The organism is Halobaculum sp. P14, from assembly GCF_051195155.1.
GTDB lineage: Archaea > Halobacteriota > Halobacteria > Halobacteriales > Haloferacaceae > JBNTKA01.
In genome coordinates this window covers 45754-64353 of the sequence record NZ_JBNTKB010000008.1, presented here as the reverse complement: position 1 = coordinate 64353, position 18600 = coordinate 45754, and the positions used below count along the sequence as shown (strand labels likewise).

At 70.7% G+C, this 18600-nt stretch carries 19 protein-coding genes and 1 tRNA gene; 11 read left to right on the top strand and 9 right to left on the bottom strand.

Features of this window, described 5'->3' with window-relative positions; genetic code table 11:
- Window positions 1–97 precede the first annotated feature (97 nt).
- Window positions 98–481 (top strand): VOC family protein, encoded by a 384-nt coding sequence (locus ACQUS7_RS14130; RefSeq protein WP_435126969.1) that lies wholly within the window; start codon window positions 98–100, stop codon window positions 479–481.
- Between the two features lie 172 nt (window positions 482–653).
- On the opposite strand, the gene dmpG is transcribed toward ACQUS7_RS14130, so the two are convergent.
- The 3 genes from dmpG to ACQUS7_RS14115 all read right to left on the bottom strand — a co-directional run bounded on the left by dmpG (window position 654) and on the right by ACQUS7_RS14115 (window position 4240).
- A complete protein-coding gene (dmpG, locus tag ACQUS7_RS14125) occupies window positions 654–1697 on the bottom strand; it encodes a 4-hydroxy-2-oxovalerate aldolase (protein ID WP_435147861.1) in 1044 nt (347 codons plus the stop codon).
- The gene (locus tag ACQUS7_RS14120) at window positions 1690–2631 is read right to left on the bottom strand and encodes an acetaldehyde dehydrogenase (acetylating) (protein ID WP_435147859.1); all 942 of its coding nucleotides are present in this window, start codon (window positions 2629–2631) and stop codon (window positions 1690–1692) included. The genes dmpG and ACQUS7_RS14120 overlap by 8 nt, the downstream gene beginning before the upstream one ends.
- 121 nt (window positions 2632–2752) lie before the next feature.
- Entirely contained in the window at window positions 2753–4240 is a 1488-nt protein-coding gene (locus ACQUS7_RS14115) for an aldehyde dehydrogenase family protein (protein WP_435147857.1), read from the bottom strand.
- 135 nt (window positions 4241–4375) lie between these two features.
- Here ACQUS7_RS14115 and ACQUS7_RS14110 point away from each other — a divergent pair, with 135 nt between their 5' ends.
- Window positions 4376–5155, top strand: coding sequence for a 2-keto-4-pentenoate hydratase (locus ACQUS7_RS14110; protein ID WP_435147855.1), 780 nt, complete (start codon window positions 4376–4378; stop codon window positions 5153–5155).
- Between the two features lie 80 nt (window positions 5156–5235).
- Here the strand turns inward: ACQUS7_RS14110 and ACQUS7_RS14105 are convergent, their stop codons facing one another.
- The 4 genes from ACQUS7_RS14105 to ACQUS7_RS14090 form a co-directional block, all read right to left on the bottom strand.
- A complete protein-coding gene (locus ACQUS7_RS14105) occupies window positions 5236–5997 on the bottom strand; it encodes an IclR family transcriptional regulator (RefSeq protein ID WP_435126978.1) in 762 nt (253 codons plus the stop codon).
- Between the two features lie 69 nt (window positions 5998–6066).
- Window positions 6067–6852, bottom strand: a complete 786-nt coding sequence (locus tag ACQUS7_RS14100) for a 2-keto-4-pentenoate hydratase (RefSeq protein ID WP_435147853.1) — start codon at window positions 6850–6852, stop codon at window positions 6067–6069.
- A gap of 823 nt (window positions 6853–7675) precedes the next feature.
- Window positions 7676–7996 carry a hypothetical protein gene (locus tag ACQUS7_RS14095; RefSeq protein ID WP_435147851.1) on the bottom strand — a complete coding sequence of 107 codons (321 nt, stop codon included), beginning with the start codon at window positions 7994–7996 and terminating at the stop codon, window positions 7676–7678.
- 77 nt (window positions 7997–8073) lie between these two features.
- Window positions 8074–9411 (bottom strand): sodium/calcium exchanger protein, encoded by a 1338-nt coding sequence (locus ACQUS7_RS14090; protein WP_435147849.1) that lies wholly within the window; start codon window positions 9409–9411, stop codon window positions 8074–8076.
- A 437-nt stretch (window positions 9412–9848) separates the two neighbouring features.
- On the opposite strand from ACQUS7_RS14090, the gene ACQUS7_RS14085 reads away from it, so the two are divergent.
- Genes ACQUS7_RS14085 through ACQUS7_RS14070 form a run of 4 tightly spaced genes read left to right on the top strand, consistent with a single transcriptional unit; the run spans window position 9849 to window position 13334 of the window.
- A complete protein-coding gene (locus ACQUS7_RS14085) occupies window positions 9849–10880 on the top strand; it encodes a DUF4129 domain-containing protein (protein ID WP_435147847.1) in 1032 nt (343 codons plus the stop codon).
- Complete coding sequence (locus ACQUS7_RS14080; protein ID WP_435147845.1) at window positions 10877–11545, top strand: DUF7269 family protein; 669 nt, start codon at window positions 10877–10879, stop codon at window positions 11543–11545. The genes ACQUS7_RS14085 and ACQUS7_RS14080 overlap by 4 nt, the downstream gene beginning before the upstream one ends.
- Window positions 11545–12843, top strand: a complete 1299-nt coding sequence (locus ACQUS7_RS14075) for a DUF58 domain-containing protein (RefSeq protein WP_435126989.1) — start codon at window positions 11545–11547, stop codon at window positions 12841–12843. The genes ACQUS7_RS14080 and ACQUS7_RS14075 overlap by 1 nt, the downstream gene beginning before the upstream one ends.
- The gene (locus ACQUS7_RS14070) at window positions 12840–13334 is read left to right on the top strand and encodes a DUF7519 family protein (RefSeq protein WP_435126991.1); all 495 of its coding nucleotides are present in this window, start codon (window positions 12840–12842) and stop codon (window positions 13332–13334) included. The genes ACQUS7_RS14075 and ACQUS7_RS14070 overlap by 4 nt, the downstream gene beginning before the upstream one ends.
- A 21-nt stretch (window positions 13335–13355) precedes the next feature.
- Here the strand turns inward: ACQUS7_RS14070 and ACQUS7_RS14065 are convergent, their stop codons facing one another.
- A complete protein-coding gene (locus ACQUS7_RS14065) occupies window positions 13356–14339 on the bottom strand; it encodes an AAA family ATPase (RefSeq protein ID WP_435147842.1) in 984 nt (327 codons plus the stop codon).
- Between the two features lie 147 nt (window positions 14340–14486).
- On the opposite strand from ACQUS7_RS14065, the gene ACQUS7_RS14060 reads away from it, so the two are divergent.
- Window positions 14487–14571 (top strand) — tRNA-Ser (locus ACQUS7_RS14060).
- Between the two features lie 56 nt (window positions 14572–14627).
- Here the strand turns inward: ACQUS7_RS14060 and ACQUS7_RS14055 are convergent.
- Window positions 14628–14981, bottom strand: a complete 354-nt coding sequence (locus tag ACQUS7_RS14055; RefSeq protein ID WP_435147840.1) for a hypothetical protein — start codon at window positions 14979–14981, stop codon at window positions 14628–14630.
- 128 nt (window positions 14982–15109) lie between these two features.
- Here ACQUS7_RS14055 and ACQUS7_RS14050 point away from each other — a divergent pair, with 128 nt between their 5' ends.
- From ACQUS7_RS14050 to ACQUS7_RS14035, 4 genes are all read left to right on the top strand, one after another.
- Window positions 15110–15556 (top strand): DUF192 domain-containing protein, encoded by a 447-nt coding sequence (locus tag ACQUS7_RS14050; RefSeq protein ID WP_435147838.1) that lies wholly within the window; start codon window positions 15110–15112, stop codon window positions 15554–15556.
- A 241-nt stretch (window positions 15557–15797) separates the two neighbouring features.
- Window positions 15798–17363 (top strand): 2-isopropylmalate synthase, encoded by a 1566-nt coding sequence (locus ACQUS7_RS14045; protein ID WP_435147836.1) that lies wholly within the window; start codon window positions 15798–15800, stop codon window positions 17361–17363.
- Window positions 17364–17492: 129 nt separating this feature from the next.
- Window positions 17493–18164 (top strand): hypothetical protein, encoded by a 672-nt coding sequence (locus ACQUS7_RS14040; protein WP_435147834.1) that lies wholly within the window; start codon window positions 17493–17495, stop codon window positions 18162–18164.
- A gap of 72 nt (window positions 18165–18236) precedes the next feature.
- On the top strand, window positions 18237–18572 hold the full coding sequence (locus ACQUS7_RS14035) for a hypothetical protein (RefSeq protein WP_435147832.1): 336 nt from the start codon (window positions 18237–18239) through the stop codon (window positions 18570–18572).
- The last annotated feature ends 28 nt before the right edge of the window (window positions 18573–18600 follow it).

Sequence of the window (18600 nt, the reverse complement as noted above, 5' to 3'; positions counted from 1 at the left end):
CGAACCGACAGGAGCCCCGGTTCCGTGAGCCGTCGTCGACGCCGGCGACGACACGGAATCCGGTCGTTTTATACGAAATTACGGTCATCCGTGGGGCATGGACGTGCTTCACAGCGCAATCTGGGTGTCGGACATCGACGAGACGCTCGCGTTCTACGTCGACGCGCTCGGCCTCGAGAAGACCCGCGAGTTCGTCAGCGGCGAGGGCGCGCGGAACGTCTACGTCGCCGGCGAGAGCGACACGGAGATCCAGTTCAAGTACGACCCGGACCGCGAGCCGCCGGCGACCGACGACACCGCCTACGACCACGTCGCGGTCGCGGTCGACGACACCGACGCCGAGGTCGAACGGCTCGTCGAGGAGACCGGCTGCACCGTCCGGCGCGGCCCGCTCACCTCCGAGGGCGCCAACGCCCGCGTCGCGTTCATCGAAGACCCCGACGGCTACGGCGTCGAACTCGTCGAAGAGTTCGACGACTGAGCCGGCACCGGCCGGACTGCTTTTTCTGCGGCGTCGCCGCGCCGGAGACGCGCTTTCGACCGCGAAGCCGGCGGCTCGCGGACGTGAGAACCAGCCGCCGGCCGCGACGCCGCACCGACGCCGCGGACCGGCGGGCTGGGATATGGGAGGGGCCGTCTCGGAGTCGGCGTCGTCAGTCGTCGCCTTCGGCGGCGGCGGACTGCGACCCGGACTCCTCGGCGAGCCGTGAGGCGACGTCGGTGATGAGGTCCTCCTGGCCGCCGACGACCTCCATCTCGCCGAGTTCGATGAGCAGTTCGCGCGGGTCGACGCCGTACCGGTCGCTGGCGCGGCGGGCGTGCCGCAGGAACGACGAGTAGACGCCGGCGTACCCGAGGATGAGCGAGTCGTTGTCGAGCTCCGGAATCGTGTCCTCGGTCAGCATCGGCAGCAGGACGTCCTCGGCGGCGTCCATGACGCCGAACAGGTCCGGGCCGACGTCGTAGCCGGCCTTCTCCAGCGCGCCCACCAGCACCTCCATCTGGGCGTTGCCGGAGCCGGCGCCGAGCCCGCGGAGGCAGCCGTCGACGGTGACGGCGCCCGCATCGAGCGCGGTCAGCGTGTTGCCGATGGCGAGCCCCATGTTGTTGTGCGCGTGGAACCCGACGTCGATGGACAGCTCGTCCGTGAGCAGTTCGACGCGCTCGCGGACGCCGTCGGGGAGCAGCGCGCCCGCGGAGTCCATCACGTAGACGGCGTCGGCGCCGTACTCCTCCATCAGCTGCGCCTGCTCCAGAATCGTCTCCGGCTCCGCCATGTGCGACAGCATCAGCAGGCCGTTCGCCTCCAGCCCGCGCTCGGTCACGTACTCGAAGTGCTCCTGTGAGACGTCGGCTTCCGTGACGTGCGTGGCGATGCGGCAGATGTCGGCGCCGTGGTCGGCGGCCATGTCGAGCTCCTCGACCGTCCCGATGCCGGGGAGCAGCAGCACCGACAGCTTCGTGTCGGTGAGTTCGGGCGCGACGGCTTCGAGGTACTCCTCGGTGTCGGCGGCCGCCATCCCGTAGTTGATGGAGGAGCCGCCCATGCCGTCGCCGTGTGACACTTCGACGACGTCCATCTCGGCGTCGTCGAGCGCGGCCGCGACCCGCCGCATCTGGTCGGGCGTGAACTGGTGGTCGACGGCGTGCATCCCGTCGCGCAGCGTCATGTCGACGAGCCGCGGCGACTCAGTCATCGAGCGCACCTCCGACGACGCGCTGCTCACCGGACTGTTCCACGATTCGTTCCGCCGCGCCGAGTGCTGCGCTTGTCATGATGTCGAGGTTCCCCGCGTACGGCGGGAGGTGCTGGCCTTCGCCTTCCACTTCGAGCTGCGTCGTCAACACGACGGTGTCGCCGAGGTCGAACCCGACGTCGGACTCGTCTTTGACGACCGGTTCGAGCGTCACGTCGTAGCCGGGGACGTACCCCTGAATCTCCGCCTCCATCCGGCCGACCGAGTCGCGGACCGCGTCGACGTCGACGGTGTCTGCGACCTGCGTGTGCACCGTGTTCCGCATCATGATCGGCGGCTCCGCCGGGTTCAGCGTGATGATGGCTTTCCCCTCGTCGGCGCCGCCGACCTCCTCCAGCCCGGCGGCCGTCGTCTGCGTGAACTTGTCGATGTTCTGCCGGGTGCCGGGGCCGGCGCTCTTCGAGGCGATGTGCGAAATCATCTCGGCGTACCGGACGTCAGCGATGCGGTCCACGGCGTGGACGATGGGGATGGTCGCCTGCCCGCCGCAGGTCACCATGTTGATGTTGGTGGTGTCGCCGACGACGTCGTCGAGGTTGACGACCGGCACCGTGTACGGGCCGACCGCGGCCGGCGTCAGGTCGATGGCGAACAGGTCGAGTTCCTCGTACACCGGCGCCTGCTGCTCGTGGACGGCGGCGCTGGTCGCGTCGAACACGACGTCGAACTCGTCGGCGTGCTCGCGGACGCTGTCCAGGCCGTCGGTGCCGACGTCGATACCCTCGTCGACCGCCGCCTGGAGCCCCTCCGATTCCTCGACCGGGAAGATTCCGATCATCCGGGCGACGTCGATGGTGTCGCTCCGGTCGAGTATCTTGTACATCAGGTCGGTCCCGATGTTCCCTGGACCCACGATTGCGGCATCTATACCCATGGCTCAACAAGCCACGGTCGAATATTTAACAGTACTGGTGGCCGCAGCACGCGCGCCGGACGTCGTTCGACGTCGCGGTCGTCGCGGAAAAGAGCCCGTCAGGTCGGGCGCTGCGTCCCCGTCAGAACGGGTACGAGCGCGGTTCGCGCTGGATGGACGTCCACGAGTCCTCGGTGAACTCCTGGAGGATCCAGTCGCCGTTGTAGCGGCCCATCCCGGAGTCCTTCTTCCCGCCGAACGGGACGTGCGGTTCGACGTTCACCGTCTGGTCGTTGACGTGCATCATCCCGACCTCGATCTGGTCGGCGACGTCGCGGGCGCGGCCGCGGTCCGCCGAGTGGACCGAGCCGGCGAGGCCGTACTCCGTCGCGTTCGCCAGTTCGACGGCCTCCTCGTCGGTGCTGAACGGAATGATGGGGGCGACCGGGCCGAAGTGCTCGTTGCACGCCGCCGCCATGTCGTTCGTGACGCCGGTCAGGACGGTCGGCTCGACGAACAGGCCGTCGTGGCCGCCGCCGGTTTCGAGCGTCGCGCCCTCCTCGACGGTTCGCTCCACGTAGTCGATGATTTCGTCGCGCTGGGACTCGTTGATTATCGGGCCGATGACCGTGTCGTCGTCACGCGGGTCGCCGATGGGGAGTTCGGCGGCGCGCTCGGCGAGCCGTTCCGCGTACTCGTCGTACAGCGACTCGTGGACCAGGTGGCGGTTGATGCTGATGCACACCTGCCCTTGGTTCCAGAACGACCCGAAGACGCCGGCGTCGACCGCCTGGTCGAGGTCGGCGTCCTCCAGGACGACGTGGGGGTTGTTGCCGCCGAGTTCGAGCGCCGGCAGCGCGAAGTGGTCGATGGCGTTCTGGCCGACGAGCCGGCCGACCTCGGTCGACCCGGTGAACGCGATGACGTCGCTGTCGGGGTGGGCCGCCGTCCGGTCGCCGGCGGTGGAGCCGGGGCCGGTGACGACGTTCAGCACGCCGTCGGGCAGCCCCGCGGCCTCGAACAGCTTCGCGATGACGAGGCCGCCGGTGACCGGCGTCTCGCCCGCCGGCTTCAACACGACGCTGTTCCCGGTCGCGATGGCCGGCGCGACCGCGCGAATCGACAGCTTCAGCGGGACGTTCCACGGCGAAATCACGCCGACGACGCCCTTCGGTTCGCGCCGCACGATGTTCTCCTTCCCCGGAATCTTCGACTGGTTGTGCCGGCCGGACATCCGGAACGCGAACGACGCCGCGTCGTGGACGAACGTCACCGCGCCGCCGTGTTCGATGGCCTGCCGGGACGGCGCCCCGCCGCTCTCCACGGCGAGCAGTTCGCAGATCTCCTCCTCGTAGTCGTCGAGTAGCTGCGCGGCCGTCCGCACCACGCGGGCGCGCTCGTCCGGCGTCGTGTTCGCCCAGTCCTCCTGGGCGTCGACCGCCGCCTCGTAGGCGTCGTCGACGTCGGCCGCCGTCCCCGCCGGCACCTGCGTGAACAGCTCTCGGGTCGCCGGGTTCTCTACGTCCATCCGGTCGCGGTCCGGGACCTCCCGCCACTCGCCGTCGATGAAGAGGGCGTCCCAGTCCGCGTCCACGGAGAACTCGCGTCCGTCTATCTCGTGTTCGGGCATGAGTCGTCGGCTACGAGTTACGTTCACCTCTACTTATACGTGCGGGATGAGTCAGTCGGCGCCGCTGCACCGGGCTGCGTCGGTACGCCGGCGGGGAGCGGCAGGACTAAGTGACGAGTACGGCAGGTACCAGCCATGGGACTCAGCCAGTCAGAGGTCGATTCGTTCGCCGACGAGCTGTACGACGCCTACGTCGACAAGGAGCCGGTGACGCCGCTGTCGGAGGACACGGAGTTCACGACCGACGAGGCGTACGAGATTCAGTCCGCGGTCGTCGACCGCGTCCTCGCGGGCGACAACGAGGTCATCGGCCGCAAACTCGGCCTCGTCAGCGAGGCGAAACAGGAGCAGATCGGCATCGACGAACCCATCTTCGGCACCATCACCGAGGAGAACGTCCTCGACGGCCCGATTCCGACCGAGGAGATGATTTCGCCGCGGCTCGAAGCCGAAATCGGCCTCGTCCTCGACGACGACCTGCCCGCGCCGGTGTCGACGACGGACGTCCTCACGTCGACCCGGGCGCTCGTCCCGGTCGTCGAACTCATCGAGAGCCGCTACAAGGGCTGGTCCATCCCGTCCGCACAGGACGTCATCGCGGACAACACCTCCACGGGCAAACTCGTCGTCGGCGAGACGCTCCGCGACGTCACGGACGTCGACCTCCCGCACGAGGGCGTCACCGTCACCGTGAACGGCGACATCGAGGCGACCGGCGTCGGCGCCGACATCATGGGGAACCCGGCCCGCGCCGTCGCGTGGCTCGGCGACCGGCTCGCCGACCTCGACCAGCAGCTCCGCGAAGGCGACCTCGTCATGACCGGCGGCATCTCCGCCGCCCTCGACGTCGAACCGAACGACGTCTACACCGTCGAGTTCGGGAACATCGGCTCCGTCCACCTCCGCGCAGAGTAACGCTCAGGGTCGCAGCCGCCGACTTCCGACGGATTTTCTTCGAGAAAACGAACCGTGGCGTCCGGGGTGCGGGCGGCGAGCTACTTGTACTGGATGTCCAGCGACAGTTCGTTCGCGGTGCTCTGAACTTCGCCGACGAGTTCGTCGTCGAACCCTTCGGTGCCGAGCCGCCGCGTCGGCGCGGAGACGCTGATCGCGCCGAGGATTTCGTCGTCGGGCCGAATCGGCGCGGCGATGCAGGCGAGCCCCTTCGTCCGCTCTTCGTGTTCGGTGGCGTACCCCTGCTCGCGAATCCGTTCGAGTTCCTCCAGCAGCACCGACTTCTGCGTGATGGTGTTCTCGGTGGCCTTCGGGAGCCCCCACTGGTCGATGATGTCGTCGACGCGCTCCCGCGGGAGGTTCGCGAGGATGGCCTTGCCGATGGCGATGTTGTGGAGGTGGATGCGGTAGCCGAGGTGGGTGTCGAGGTTCACCGCGTACGCGCCGCGCGACTGGTAGAGGTAGACGCCCTTCCCGTCCTCCTCTGTCATGAGGTTCACGAGCATCCCGGTGTCGTCGGCGAGCTGGTTCGCCTTCGACCGGCCGAACTGGTAGATGTCGTGGGTGCGGCGGACGTGCCCGCCGAGCGTGAGGAACTTGAGGCTCAGCCGGTACTCCTCGCCCGACTTGACGACGTAGCCGTGCTCGCGGAGCGTGCTCAGGTGGTTGTGAATCGCCCCCTTCGTCATGTCGAGCTCCGCTTCGAGCTCGTGGATGCGCGCGCCGTCGAGCGCCCGGAGCTGCTCGACGAGCCGGAGCGACTTCTCGGTCGTCCGCACCGGGTGGTTCGCTGGTTCGGTCATACGTGTGAATCGGTCGCACCGCACATATATGTTTTCACAGTCAAAACTCTCTGGCGGGCTGTCGCCGCCTCAGTCTTCGCCGACGTGCGCCGTCAGCGAGCCGACGGTGGTGAACTCCGCGGTGAGCGCGTCGCCCGGTTCGACGTCGACGGCCGGGGTGAGCGACCCGCTCAAGACGAGGTGGCCGGCGTCGAGTCGCTGGTCGAGGTCGGCGAGCGTGTTCGCCAGCCACGCGACCGCCCGGGCGGGGTGGTCGAGCACCGCGGCGCCGACGCCGGAGGCCGTCAGTTCGCCGTTCCGGTACAGCTTGACGCCCTCCAGCGACAGGTCGGTCGCGTCCGCGGGGCTGAGTTCCTCGCCGGTGAGGTACAGCGCCGACGAGGCGTTGTCGGCGACGGTGTCGGGCAGCCTGATGTCCCAGTCGCGCACGCGGCTGTCGATGACTTCGAGCACCGGGACGACGCTCCGGGTGGCGTTCAGCACGTCGAGGTACGTCACCGGCGGTTCGAGCGGTTCGCCGATGAGGAAGCCGAGTTCCGGCTCCACGCGCGGCGCGATGAGGTCGTCGGCCGGAATCGTCCGCCCCCCGACGAACATCGTATCGAGCAGCCGGCCGAAGTCGGGTTCGTCGACGCCGAGTTGCTCCTGGATACCGTCGCTCGTCAGGCCGACCTTGTGGCCGGTGACCGACGCGCCGTCGTCGAGTCGGCGGTCGATGAACCGCGACTGGACGTCGTAGGCGTCCGCCACCGTCAGGTCGTGCGTTGCCGTCAGCCGACTGATCGGCTCGGCCGACTCGTGCGCCTCGTACAGCGACTCCGCGAGTTCCTCGCGGACGTCCGCGTCGACTGGCATACTCACCCGGATACCGGCCACCGCCAAATAAATTCGTGTTCCCCGCAACTCCCGGCGCTGCGCCGGCGCCTCTCGCTCGCTCCTCCCGCCCGCGCGTCTCTCACATCCGGGACTGGACGGCCGGCATCCTCGTTTTCTATGTGGAAACACGGGGTTCTGCGGGCAGCGGTTTTTCCCGTGACTGCCGACCAGATAGACGTGAATCGCTCCGAGATCCGCTCTGTTCAGGTCTGAAAACCGGCGATGTGCCGCGTCGAGTGACTGCTGCTCTCCGGTGGCTCTCCCGCGACGCCAACCAGATTTTCCTTCTGAAAACGATATCGCGGGAGTCGGCACGCTCTGGGCATTACAACACTAACTCTGTAATAACGTGGGCCGTCTCCCGACCGCAGCACGCTGGCCATCAAATCAATATAAGAAATCCATCTATGAAATAAGTATGTCAGTTCTTGCTCTGCCGGTTCGTGCCCCGAACTGCGGCTTTCGGCTCAAGAACCTCGACAAATTCGCAACTGTGGCTAACTTCGTGGGTATTTTCCGCTATTATCTACGAATAGTGGCTACTTCGAAGCAAGTGCCACTGATTTCCGCACAACCCTGGCTGGTCTGAAACGCTGAAAATCCGTATCGTGAGTGCATCCTAGATTGGGTTGGTCAGCTGACTAAACCTGTGTCGATGACAAAATTAGTAGGGGTTGAAAGAAAACACGGGAATCAGATAGTTCGATTACTCTCCGACTCGGCGGATTGGTTACGGGTGCCGCCTGGGCTGGAGCCGCGGCTCACCGAGGGCGGCACTGCCGAGGAGAACGAGACGAAGTCCTTACCGCCGCGTCCAGTCGCGGGCGCGCTCCAGCTGGTCGGTCGCGGTGTCGAAGCCGTCGTCGGCGACGCCGTAGTAGCGTTCCCGGCCGACGGGCGTTCGGAGCCGCAGAATCCGGGTGTGCGCCGCGACCTCGAAGGCCGTTACTTCCCACCGCGAGTCGGCGTGCTGCCACGCGTCGAGCGCGGTCGCCTCCTCGTCGGCGACGACGCGGCTGCCGAGCTCCCAGGTGAGCTGTGAACTGTGCGGAATCGAAAACGGGAGTGCCGGGTGGGCCGAGCCGCCCTCTGTGGACGACTCGCGTGGCACATGCCCAGACATACCACGGACGAAGCGAACTGCGAATAAAGTCTATTCGGTTTCCGGGGTCGGAGGAGGAAGCGGCGTCGCGGCCGCGGTCAGTCGTCGGCCGGCGGTGAGACGTCGGGGTCGCGGCCGCGGGCGTTCGCCACCGCGATTCGGAAGACGTCCCTGAGCGCGGCGCGCCGCTTCGCGAACAGGCCGGCGGCGAGCAGCAGGTACAGCGCCGTGAAGCCGTACAGTAGCAGCAGGCTCAGTTCGTCGGCGCGCGCCTCGGTGAACAGCCGAATCAGGACGAACTCGCCGACGACCTGCGAGAGGAACAGCACGAGCAGCGCGACCGCCTCCCGCACCGAAATCTCGAAGTTGACGAGGATGGCGAGCGCGAACAGGCTCTGCGCCGCGGTCAGCCAGATTTCGGCGGCCTGCTTCGGCCCGAACGGCAGGATGCCGTACCGGCCGAGCGAGATGCTGTAGACGACCGCGAGCGTCCCGATGAGCAGCGTCCACTGGTTCAGCTTCGAGGAGATGAGCGCGTTGAACGACGCCGTCGTCCGCGCCTTGTTGACGAGGTAGGCCGTGATGACGAGCTCCGGGCTCTCGCTGGCGAGCGGCGCGATCCACTGAATCATGAAGAACGGCGGGATGCCGGCTTCGGTCCCCATGTGTTCGAGGCCGTGCGCGAACGGCTCGACGGCGCTGAAGATGAGGAAGCCGGCGTACGCGAACAGCGCCAGGACCGCCGGGATGCGCAGCGACTTCCGGAGCTCCTGGAGGTACGCCGGGACGCCGACGTGCGCCTCGTCCTGGTCGACGTCGCCGCGGAGCACGACGAGGATGTACGCGAAGTACAGCCCGACGAGCACGATAGTGTCGAACGCGTCGATGCCGAGGCCGCTGCCGCCGATGGCGACCGGGACGATGAACGCGAACACGGTCGCCGCTGTCAGGAACATGATCTCCGTCGCGATGCTGCGGTCGAGCTGGACCGAGTCGGCGAGCGTGCCGCCGCGGTCGTTGATGGCGTGGTCGGTGGCGCCGCCGGCGGTTGCGCGGTAGATGGAGAACAGCGCGATGCCGGCCCAGCCGATGCCGATGAGGATGCGGTTCGCACCGGTCATGTTCGCGACCGCGAGGTGTGCGGCGTCCGAGGCCGGATTCTGCCCGGCCTGCCACGCGTACAGCGCGTCGACCGCGTACTCCGGCGCGACCGCGAGCACGGCGAGGATGGCGAGCGCGAACGCGCGCGGCACGTCTTTCTCCGCGGTCTCGGCGCCCCACGCCAGCAGGAACGACGCGCCGAGCACCGCGGCGCCGCTGAGCGCGACAGTCACCAGTGTCGATTCGTAGCCGCCCACGAGGCTCCGGAGGAGCCACGGGAGCGTCAGCGTCACCGCTCCGCCGAGCATGAGCAGAATGTAGCGTCGAGTTTTCATGGATGTCGATGGCGTCTGCCGCCCCGCGGCGTCGGCGCGGCGGAGTTGCCGTTACCGGCCATGCAGCGGTCGGCCACATAAAACACAAGTTATCGCTGATGCCGCCGGGAACGGGCAGCAAGGGCGTCGAAGCGACCGAATCGGCTGTCTAGTGTGTTGCCCCGTCATTCGGCTGCTCATGGCGTCGACGACGCGGATACCTGCCGAAAGCGCTTGAACGAGCGGCGGCCGCTCGACCCCGGGCGGCAATCAGGCTGAAGTGCGTTCCGGCGGAACTGCCTGACGCGGTTCGTCGTGCCGACGTGGCTCGCCGAGGCCACCGGGCGACCCAGGGGCTTCTCGGAGGGTGTCCCTGTGCCGCCCCGCTTTCGGACCGATACGTACGTGAGGCGACGGCCGTCGAAAGGTTCAACCACCGGTTCCTGCTACGGGGTGGCGTGGTTGAACGCCGGACCGTCCTGACGGTCGGTTTCGCCCTCCTCGCCGTCCTCGCTCTGGCCGCCGCCGCGGCGACGCTCGACTCCGCAACGGCGACGCAGAACAGCGGCGGCTTCGGCGCCGGCGCGGCCGACGACAGTACCGGCGTCGGCGACGACACCGGCGCGGTCGAACTCGGCGGTGCAAGCGGCGGCACCGGCGGCGGCCTGTCGCTGTCGCTGTGTCTCCCGTTCCTCACGAAGTGGTGGGTGCAGACGCTCCTCCTGCTCGCCGTGTTCGCGGCGTTCGCCGGCCTCTACCGGTCGATGGGCTCCGCCGTCCTCTCGGGGCTGACCGTGGCGTCGCTGTCGCTCCCGTTCGCCATCCTCTACGTCGTGTTGACGTCGTGCGGGTCGGCGCCGACGCGATTCGGCGTACCGGGCGCGGCCGGCGGCAACGTCTCGCTCGGCAGCGGCGGCGGCAGCGCCGGGATGAACGCCGCCGGCGAGGCCGTGTCGACGCCCACGGCGCTCGTCGGCCTGCTGCTGCTCGTCGCAATCGTCGGCAGCGTCGCGCTGCTGTTCTTGTCGACGACCGACTCGGACGACCCGGACGTCGCCGACGAGGAGCCCGACCTCCCCGAACCGGAGCGCGCGGCCGCCGTCGGGGCCGCCGCCGGCGCCGCCGCCGACCGGCTGGAGGCGGACGCCGACCTGGAGAACGAAGTGTATCGCGCGTGGCGCGAACTCACCGCGCACCTCGACGTCGACGGCCCGGACTCGTCGACGCCGGGCGAGTTCGCCGCCGCCGCCGTCGACGCCGGCATGAACCCGGACGACGTGGCCGCCATCACCGACCTGTTCGAGCAGGTGCGGTACGGCGACGCCGAGCCGACCCCGGAGCGCGAACGGCGCGCCGTCGACGCGCTCCGCTCCATCGAGGAGACGTACGGCGCCGGCGACGACGCGGGGATCGCCGGCGACGACGCAGAAACCGCCGCGGGCGACGCGACCGACCGACCGACGGACGACGCGGACGGGGTGGACGAGTGAACCGCTCGGCGGCGCTCGGCCTGTTCGCCGTCGTGTTCGGGTTCGCGGTCGTCGCGCGGAACGGGCTGGCGGGCGTCCTCGGCATCGGCGGCGTCGACCTGTTCGTCAGCGGCGTCGGGGCGCTCGCGGTCGTGCAGGGGCTCCGGTACGCCAACGAGGCCCGGCACACCGAGCACCGCGCCGTCGCCACCGCCGACGCGGAGGACCGGTACGAGGTGCCGTCGCCCGGCGACGACGTCGACGAGTTCGTCCGCACGGCGTCGGCGGCCTCGCACGCGAGCGTCCGGGAGCGGCGCGAACTCCGCGACCGCCTGCGCGACGCTGCCCGGACGACCCTCCGGACCCGCGGGTCGGTCGGCAGCGACGACGACGTCGACGCCGCGCTCCGCGACGGCACGTGGACGGACGACCCGGTGGCTGCGTGGTTCCTCGGCGAGACGCCGCCGACGCCGGCGTCGGTGCGCGCCCGCAGCCTCGCCGGTTCGAACACTCAGTACCGGTTCGTGGTGCGCCGCACCATCGCCGCAATCGCCGCCGTGGAAGACGGCGTCGACGCTCCGCGGCCGGCGCCGTCGTCGATGCGGTGGCGACTCGCCGAAGCCGCGGTCGAAGCCGGTCGGCGGCCGATTCGCGCCGTCCGCCGGCTCCGCGAGGTGAGTCGCTGATGCCGCGGCTCCCCGAACAGCTCCAGCCGGAGGGTGTGCTTCCGACCGGCCGGTGGGCCGGCGTCGCCGGGTTCGCGCTGCTCCCCGTCGGCCTCGGCGTCCTGCTGCGGCATCCGCCGCTGGTGCTCGCCGGCGCCGTCGCGGTCGCGTACGCCGCCTACGCGCACGCCGACACGGAGCCGGCGCCGTCGGTCGACGTGGAGCGGGAACTGTCGGACGACGCGCCCGACCCGGGCGACGAGGTGACCGTGACACTGCGCGTCCGGAACGTCGGCGACGGCATCGTCCCGGACCTCCGCGTCGTCGACGGCGTCCCGCCCGGGCTCGCGACCGAGAACGACGAGCCGGCGCGGCTCGGTACGGCGCTGCGCCCCGGGAAGTCCGCGACGGTCCGCTACACCGTGACCGCGACCCGGGGCGCCCACGAGTGGGACCCGGTCCACGTCGTCGCGCGGAACGTCAGCGGGTCGACCGAGCGCGGCAGCCGCGTCGACGTCGAGACGACGATGCGGTGCCGGCCGGAGCTGTCGTCGTCGTCGTCGCTGCCGCTGCGCGGACTCACGACGCAGTACGCCGGCCGCGTCGCCACCGACGTCGGCGGCGCCGGGCTGGAGTTCCACTCGACGCGCGAGTACCGCCACGGCGACCCGGCCAAGCGCGTGAACTGGTCGCGGTACGCCCGCACCGGCGAGCTGTCGACGCTGCAGCTCCGCGAGGAGCGCGCCGCGACGGTCGTGCTGTGCGTCGACGCCCGCGAGGACGCCTACCTCGCGCCGACCGCGGAGGCGGCGAACGCCGTCGAACGCGGCGTCGACGCGGCGATGCAGGCCGCCTCCGCGCTGCTCGACAGCGGCGACCGCGTCGGCGTCGCGGCGTTCGCGGCCGGCGACTGCTGGCTGCCGCCCGGCTCCGGCGCCGACCACGCCGCCGAACTCCGCGACGTGCTGGCGACCCATCCGTCGCTCGCGCCGACGCCGTCGGAGGACCGTTTCCTCGCAACGACGTGGACGAAGCGGTTCCGGCGGCGCCTCCCGGCGGACGCGCAGGTCGTGTTCTGCTCGCCGCTCACCGACGACTACGCCGCGCTGCTGGCTCGCCGGCTCGACGCGTACGGTCACGCCGTCACCGTCATCAGCCCGGACCCGACCGCCGGCGACACGCCGGGCCGCCAGCTCGCGGCGGTCGAACGGTCGAACCGGCTGTCGCGGCTCCGCGGCGCCGGGCTCCGGGTGCTCGACTGGGGCGACGAGCCGCTGGCCGCGGAGCTGCAGCGCGCCGCCGCGAGGTGGTCGCAGTGACCGTGACGCGGTCGCCGCCGGCGCTCGGCGTCGCCGTCGCGGCGCTCCCCGCGGCCGTCGGGACGGCGTCGGTTGCGCTCGTCGCGCCGGCCGCCGGCGCCGTCGCAGCCGTCGGGTTCCTGCTGGTCGTCGTCGGGACGCGCGGCTCGTCCCGGCGCGTCCTCGGTTGGGGCGCGGTCGGCCTCGCGCTCGGCGTCCTGGCCGCCGGCACGGTCGGCGGCGCCGGGGCTGCGCCGTTGCTCGTCGGCGCCCTCGGCACGGTGCTCGCGTGGGACCTCGGCGAACACGCCGTCGGCGTCGGCGAGCAGCTCGGCGCCGAAACGGACGCGACCCGGACCATCGGCTTTCACGCCGCGGCCAGCGTCACGGTCGGCGCCGTCGGCGCGGCCGTCGCGTTCGGCGTCTACTCGACGGCGACCGGCGGCCAGCCGCTCGTCGCGCTGTTCTTCCTGCTCGCCGGCGCCGTCGCGCTCGTCAGCGCGCTCCGCTGACGGCGCCCCCGCGTCCGACCGTCACTCCGCGGCGGCGCCGGCGTCGCTGCCGCCCTGCTGGACCGTCGGGACTTCGACGCGGTCGAGCACCGCCTGCAGCACGTCCGATTTGGCGACGTCGTCGACTTTCGCGTCCGGCGTGAGCACGAGTCGGTGGGCGAGCACGGGCGCTGCGACCCGCTTGACGTCGTCGGGCGTGACGAACTCGCGGCCGGCGAGCACCGCGGCGGCGCGGGTCGCCTCGAACAGCCGCTGGGTGCCGCGCGGGGAGACGCCGACGTCGACGCGGCGGTCCTCGCGGGTGGCGCGGGTGAGCCGCGCCATGTACTCCAGGAGGTCGTCGTCGACGCGGACGGACTCGGGCGCGCCTCGGACGTCGACGACGCTGTCGGCGTCGAGCACCGGGTCGATGGAGGGGTCCTGTTCGACGCGGCCGGCGCGCCGGCGCAGCAGCTCGATTTCGCCGTCGAGCTCCGGGTACCCCATCGACGTCTTGACGTTGAACCGGTCGAGTTGCGCCTCCGGCAGCGGGAAGTTCCCCTCGGACTCGACGGGGTTCTGCGTCGCGACGAGGAAGAACGGCTCCGGGAGCGCGTAGGTGTCGCCGTCGACGGTCACCTGCTCTTCCTCCATCGCTTCGAGCAGCGCCGCCTGCGTCTTCGGCGGCGCGCGGTTGATTTCGTCCGCGAGCACGACGTTCGCGAAGATGGGGCCCTCGGAGAACTCGAACTCGCCGGCGCTCTCGTCGAACACGTTCGTCCCGGTGACGTCCGACGGGAGCAGGTCCGGCGTGAACTGCACCCGCGAGAACGACAGCCCGAGCGCCGTCGCGACGCTGCGCGCGGTCAGCGTCTTCCCGGTGCCGGGGACGTCTTCGATGAGGACGTGGCCGCCCGAAAGCAGGCCGACCAGGATGTCCTCGAAGAAGTCGTCGTCTGCGATGATCGAGCCGCGGAGGGCGTCGAGCACGTCCGTGCAGGCCGCGCCCGCGTCGGGGATGTCCATGCGAGGTGTGGACGCGGCTTCGGTGTTAAACGTCCGGGTTGGCGGGGTCGCGGCGTCACTACGGGCGCTCCGTCGTGCGGTCCCGGCCGCCGAGCCGCCGACCGGAACCGAAACCGATTAACCGCAGCACCGCCGATTGGGAACTGAGCCGAGGTAGCCTAGCCTGGCCAAGGCGGCAGATTCGAAATCTGCTGTCCATTCGGACTCGGGAGTTCAAATCTCTCCCTCGGCGTTCTCAGAGGCGCATCGTGACGAGCGGCGAGCGCGCCGTCCGCGTCCGTTCCCGTTTCAGGAGTCGTCGATGTACGGAGAGAGCGTCCCGGGTTCGTCGGTGTCGCCGCGGAGGCGACGCCGCCGCTTGTCGTAGGCGCCGTCGAGGTCGAGCAGCTGTCGCTGCCGGCTGACGAGGTAGGCGTCGACGTCGCTCCGGTCGGCCGGGTGGGCGGCGTGAATCCACACCGGACGCGCGCCGGCGTCGGACAGCGAGGCCGCCCACGCTTCGGCGTCGTCGCGGTCACCGAACGCCCGCCTGACGCCGGCGTCGACGACGGCGCGGCCGACGGCGCCGTTCGCCTTCCGGGCGGACGGCTTCACTTCGACGACGTAACTCACGGCGCCGAGTACCGCCTCTTCGTACTTCAAACAACCCACCTGCGCCGGCGCCGTCGAACGGCCGGCGGCAGCGGTGCGCGGTCCGCCGCCGGCCGCATCCGCTCGACCGGTCCGCGCGGAGGGGAACAGTCATAGTGGCCGACGGAACAGAGACCACCGTGCGACTGGTCCACTACCCGGCGGGGGGCGCCGCTGACGACGTCGAGGCGGATTCGGATTCAGGTCCGGATTCAGGTCCGGATTCAGGTCCGGACTCGGACACGGGCTCAGAGCCGGATTCTGCGCCGCGGACGCTCGCCACCGACGTCGACGTGGCGGAGACGACGCTGGAGAAGGCGCGCGGATTCATGTTCCGGCTCTCGGCGCCCGAGGGGGGCGCGCTGGTGTTCCCGTTCGACGACGTCGACACCCGCGACCTCCACATGCTGTTCGTTCCGTTCGCGCTCGACGCGGTGTGGCTCGTCGACGGAGAGGTGCGGACGGTGAAGCGCTTGCGGCCGTGGCTCGGCGTCGGCTGGGCCGCCGCCGACACGGTCGTCGAACTGCCTGCGGGCGCCGCCGCCGACGTGGAACCGGGCGACCGCATCGAACTCGTCGAAGACTGACGGGCGCGAAACAGCGGCGACACAGCGGGGAAGCGGCGACGCGGCAAGGGAGCAGCGGCACGACGGGACACCGAATCGGTCAGGCTGATAGATCCCCCTGTGCGGCCCGTCCGCAATTTTTGCACGTCCGACAGGTCCGTCTGTCCGGTCGGCGCGGTTTATCCCTCCGGGGGGCGGAGTGCCGTTGAGCCACTCATGACTCGTGGACGTTTTATTCGGGTGCGATGAGCCCCATTCAGACGTGAACCTTTCAGAACTAGACACAGTTTCGTTCCTCGACACGACGCTGCGCGACGGCGAGCAGGCGCCGGGCGTGTCGCTGTCGCCGGACGACAAAGCGCGCCTCGCAGAGCACCTGGACCGCGCCGGCATGGACGTCATCGAAGCCGGGTCCGCCTGCACCAGCGAAGGCGAACGCGAAGGCATCCGTCGGGTCGCCGACCTCGGCCTCGACGCGACCGTCACCAGCTTCGCCCGCGGCGTGCAGCGCGACATCGACCACGCGCTCGACTGCAACGTCGACGGCGTCAACCTCGTCGTCCCGGCGTCCGACCGCCACATCGAGACGAAAATCGGGACGACCCGCGACGAGGTCGTCGACGACACCGTCGAGCTCGTCGACTACGCCCGCGACCACGGCCTCTGGGTCGAGGTGCTCGGCGAGGACGGCTCCCGCGCCGACCTCGACTTCCTCGAACGCCTCATGGGCGCCGCGATCGACGCCGGCGCCGACCGGGTCTGCTACTGCGATACGGTCGGCGCCGCCTCGCCCGAGCGCACCGGCGAGGTCGTCTCGCGGCTCGCCGCGCTCGGGCCGACGTCGACGCACACCCACGACGACCTCGGCCTCGCGGTCGCGAACGTGCTCGCGTCGCTGCGCGCGGGCGCCGACCTCGTTCACGGCACCGTCAACGGCGTCGGCGAGCGCGCCGGGAACGTCGCGCTCGAGGAGGTCGCCATCGCGCTCGACCGCTGTTACGGCGTCGAGACGCTGAACCTCGAGGAGCTGTACTCGCTCTCGCGCGCGGTCGCCGACGCCACCGGCGTCGCGCTCCCGTCGAACAAGGCCGTCGTGGGCGGCGACGCGTTCGCCCACGAGAGCGGCATCCACACCGACGGCACCCTGAAGGACGACCGGATGTACGAGCCGTACCCGCCGGAGACGGTCGGCCGCGAGCGCCGACTCGTCCTCGGGAAGCACGCGGGCCGCGCCGGCGTCGCCGCCGCGCTCGCCGACCTCGGGTTCGAGCCGTCGGCCGACGAACTCGGCCGCGTCGTCGCGCGCGTGAAGGAACTCGGCGACCGCGGGAAGCGCGTCACCGACGCCGACCTCCGCGCGCTCGCCGCCGACGAACTCGGCCGGAGCCGCGACCGCGAGGTCGAACTGCTCGGGCTCTCGGCGACGAGCGGCGGCGAGACGCCCGCGGCGTCCGTCCGGCTCCGCGTCGGCGACGAGGAGCGCACCGCCGCCGGCACCGGGAGCGGCCCGGTCGACGCCGCGATGGCCGCCGTCCGTGAGGCGCTCGGCGACGACGACGCCCACCTCGAATCCTACCGGGTCGACGCCGTCACCGGCGGCACCGACGCCGTCGTCACGGTCGAAGTCGAGATGCGCCGCGGCGACCGCGGCATCACCGTCTCCGCCGCCGACGCCGACATCACCCGCGCCAGCGTCGACGCCGCCGTCGACGCGCTCGACCAGTTACTCGAAGACGAAGCCGTCGACGCGGACGGCGACGCTGACGGCGGCGCCGACGCCGAGGGCGCCGACGCCGACGACGAGGCGGAAGCGCCCGCCGACGACTGAACTTCGGCGAGTCGCCGCCTCGTTTCGCGGCCCGTGTTCCTCGCCGCTCGGCCGTTCTCGCGTCCCGGCGTGATGCACTCCGAGCGAGCGGTACCGTTAACGGCGCTTCGCCCGAACGAGCCGACGACCGTGCCTTCGCCCTCCCTGCTCCGATTCGGCGTGGTCGGCACCGCGGTGCTCGCGGCGCTCCCGCTCGCGCTGGCCGCGCGGTACGTGTTCGGCGCGGCGCTGCTCCGCCGGACCGCTGACGTCCGCCCGCCGACCGAAGCCGAACGCGACCGGCTCCGACGCGCCGCCGAGACTGCTGGCGTCGACGCCGCTGACCGTCTCGATGCCGTCGTCTCGACCGAGTCGCGCGCGTTCGTCGGGCTCGCCGGGACGCCGCGTCGCCGGCTGCTGGTGCTGTCGGCGGCGGCGCTGTCGGACGCGACGGACGCCGAACTCGCCGGGCTGGTCGGCGTCGCCGCAGGTCAGGACGACGCCCGGCTCCCCGAACTGTACGCGGCGGTGCTGTTCGCACTCGGCGTCGCGTTCGCGGTCGCGGTCGGCGTCGACCCGTCCGGCTTCGGCTCCGTCTGGACCGCGGGCGCGGTGGTCGCCGGGCTGGTCGGCGCCGTCGCTGTCGCGTTCCCGCTCCTCCGTCGCCGGACGTACGCGGCTGACCGTGCGGCCGCGGCGCGCGTCGACGCCGACCGGGTCGCTGCCGCGCTCGCGTACACCGACGCCTGTCGGCTTCCCGAGTGGGTTCCGGCCGCGCTCCGCCCGAAGCCGTCGCCGGAGCGCCGCCGGACGCGACTCTGACCGTCGCGGACTCGGCCGCCTCCGTCGACTGCCGCCCGCACAGTTATGTCGCCGTCAGCCGTCGGTGCGGCCGTGCGCCGAGTGACGCTGGCGGCCGCGCTGCTCGCCGGGAAGGGGCTGGACGCGGCGTCGACGGTCGTCGTCCTCCGGCTCGTCGAGTCCGCCCGCGAGACCGTGCCGCTGTCGCGGGCGCTGATGGCCGAGTTCGGCCCGGTCGGCGGGATGGCGGTGCTGACGGTGCTGACCGTGGTGGTCGTCGGCCTGCTCGCGGAGTCCGGCGTCGTCATCGCCCGCGTCGCCGACGACGCCCCGGAGTGGTACGTCCCGACGCTGCGCGCCGCCGTCTACCTCGGCTGCGCCGCCTGGTTCGGACTCGTCGGCGTCTGGAACCTCACGCTGCTGCTGTAGCGCGGCGGCGGAACTCTGGATTTTCTCA

What these genes read in the sequence shown, in the direction of transcription:
- ACQUS7_RS14130 (WP_435126969.1), top strand. Translation starts at nt 98, where the DNA reads ATGGACGTGCTTCACAGCGCAATCTGGGTGTCGGACATCGACGAGACG.
- dmpG (WP_435147861.1), bottom strand. Translation starts at nt 1,697, where the DNA reads ATGACTGAGTCGCCGCGGCTCGTCGACATGACGCTGCGCGACGGGATG.
- ACQUS7_RS14120 (WP_435147859.1), bottom strand. Translation starts at nt 2,631, where the DNA reads ATGGGTATAGATGCCGCAATCGTGGGTCCAGGGAACATCGGGACCGAC.
- ACQUS7_RS14115 (WP_435147857.1), bottom strand. Translation starts at nt 4,240, where the DNA reads ATGCCCGAACACGAGATAGACGGACGCGAGTTCTCCGTGGACGCGGAC.
- ACQUS7_RS14110 (WP_435147855.1), top strand. Translation starts at nt 4,376, where the DNA reads ATGGGACTCAGCCAGTCAGAGGTCGATTCGTTCGCCGACGAGCTGTAC.
- ACQUS7_RS14105 (WP_435126978.1), bottom strand. Translation starts at nt 5,997, where the DNA reads ATGACCGAACCAGCGAACCACCCGGTGCGGACGACCGAGAAGTCGCTC.
- ACQUS7_RS14100 (WP_435147853.1), bottom strand. Translation starts at nt 6,852, where the DNA reads ATGCCAGTCGACGCGGACGTCCGCGAGGAACTCGCGGAGTCGCTGTAC.
- ACQUS7_RS14095 (WP_435147851.1), bottom strand. Translation starts at nt 7,996, where the DNA reads ATGTCTGGGCATGTGCCACGCGAGTCGTCCACAGAGGGCGGCTCGGCC.
- ACQUS7_RS14090 (WP_435147849.1), bottom strand. Translation starts at nt 9,411, where the DNA reads ATGAAAACTCGACGCTACATTCTGCTCATGCTCGGCGGAGCGGTGACG.
- ACQUS7_RS14075 (WP_435126989.1), top strand. Translation starts at nt 11,545, where the DNA reads ATGCCGCGGCTCCCCGAACAGCTCCAGCCGGAGGGTGTGCTTCCGACC.
- ACQUS7_RS14065 (WP_435147842.1), bottom strand. Translation starts at nt 14,339, where the DNA reads ATGGACATCCCCGACGCGGGCGCGGCCTGCACGGACGTGCTCGACGCC.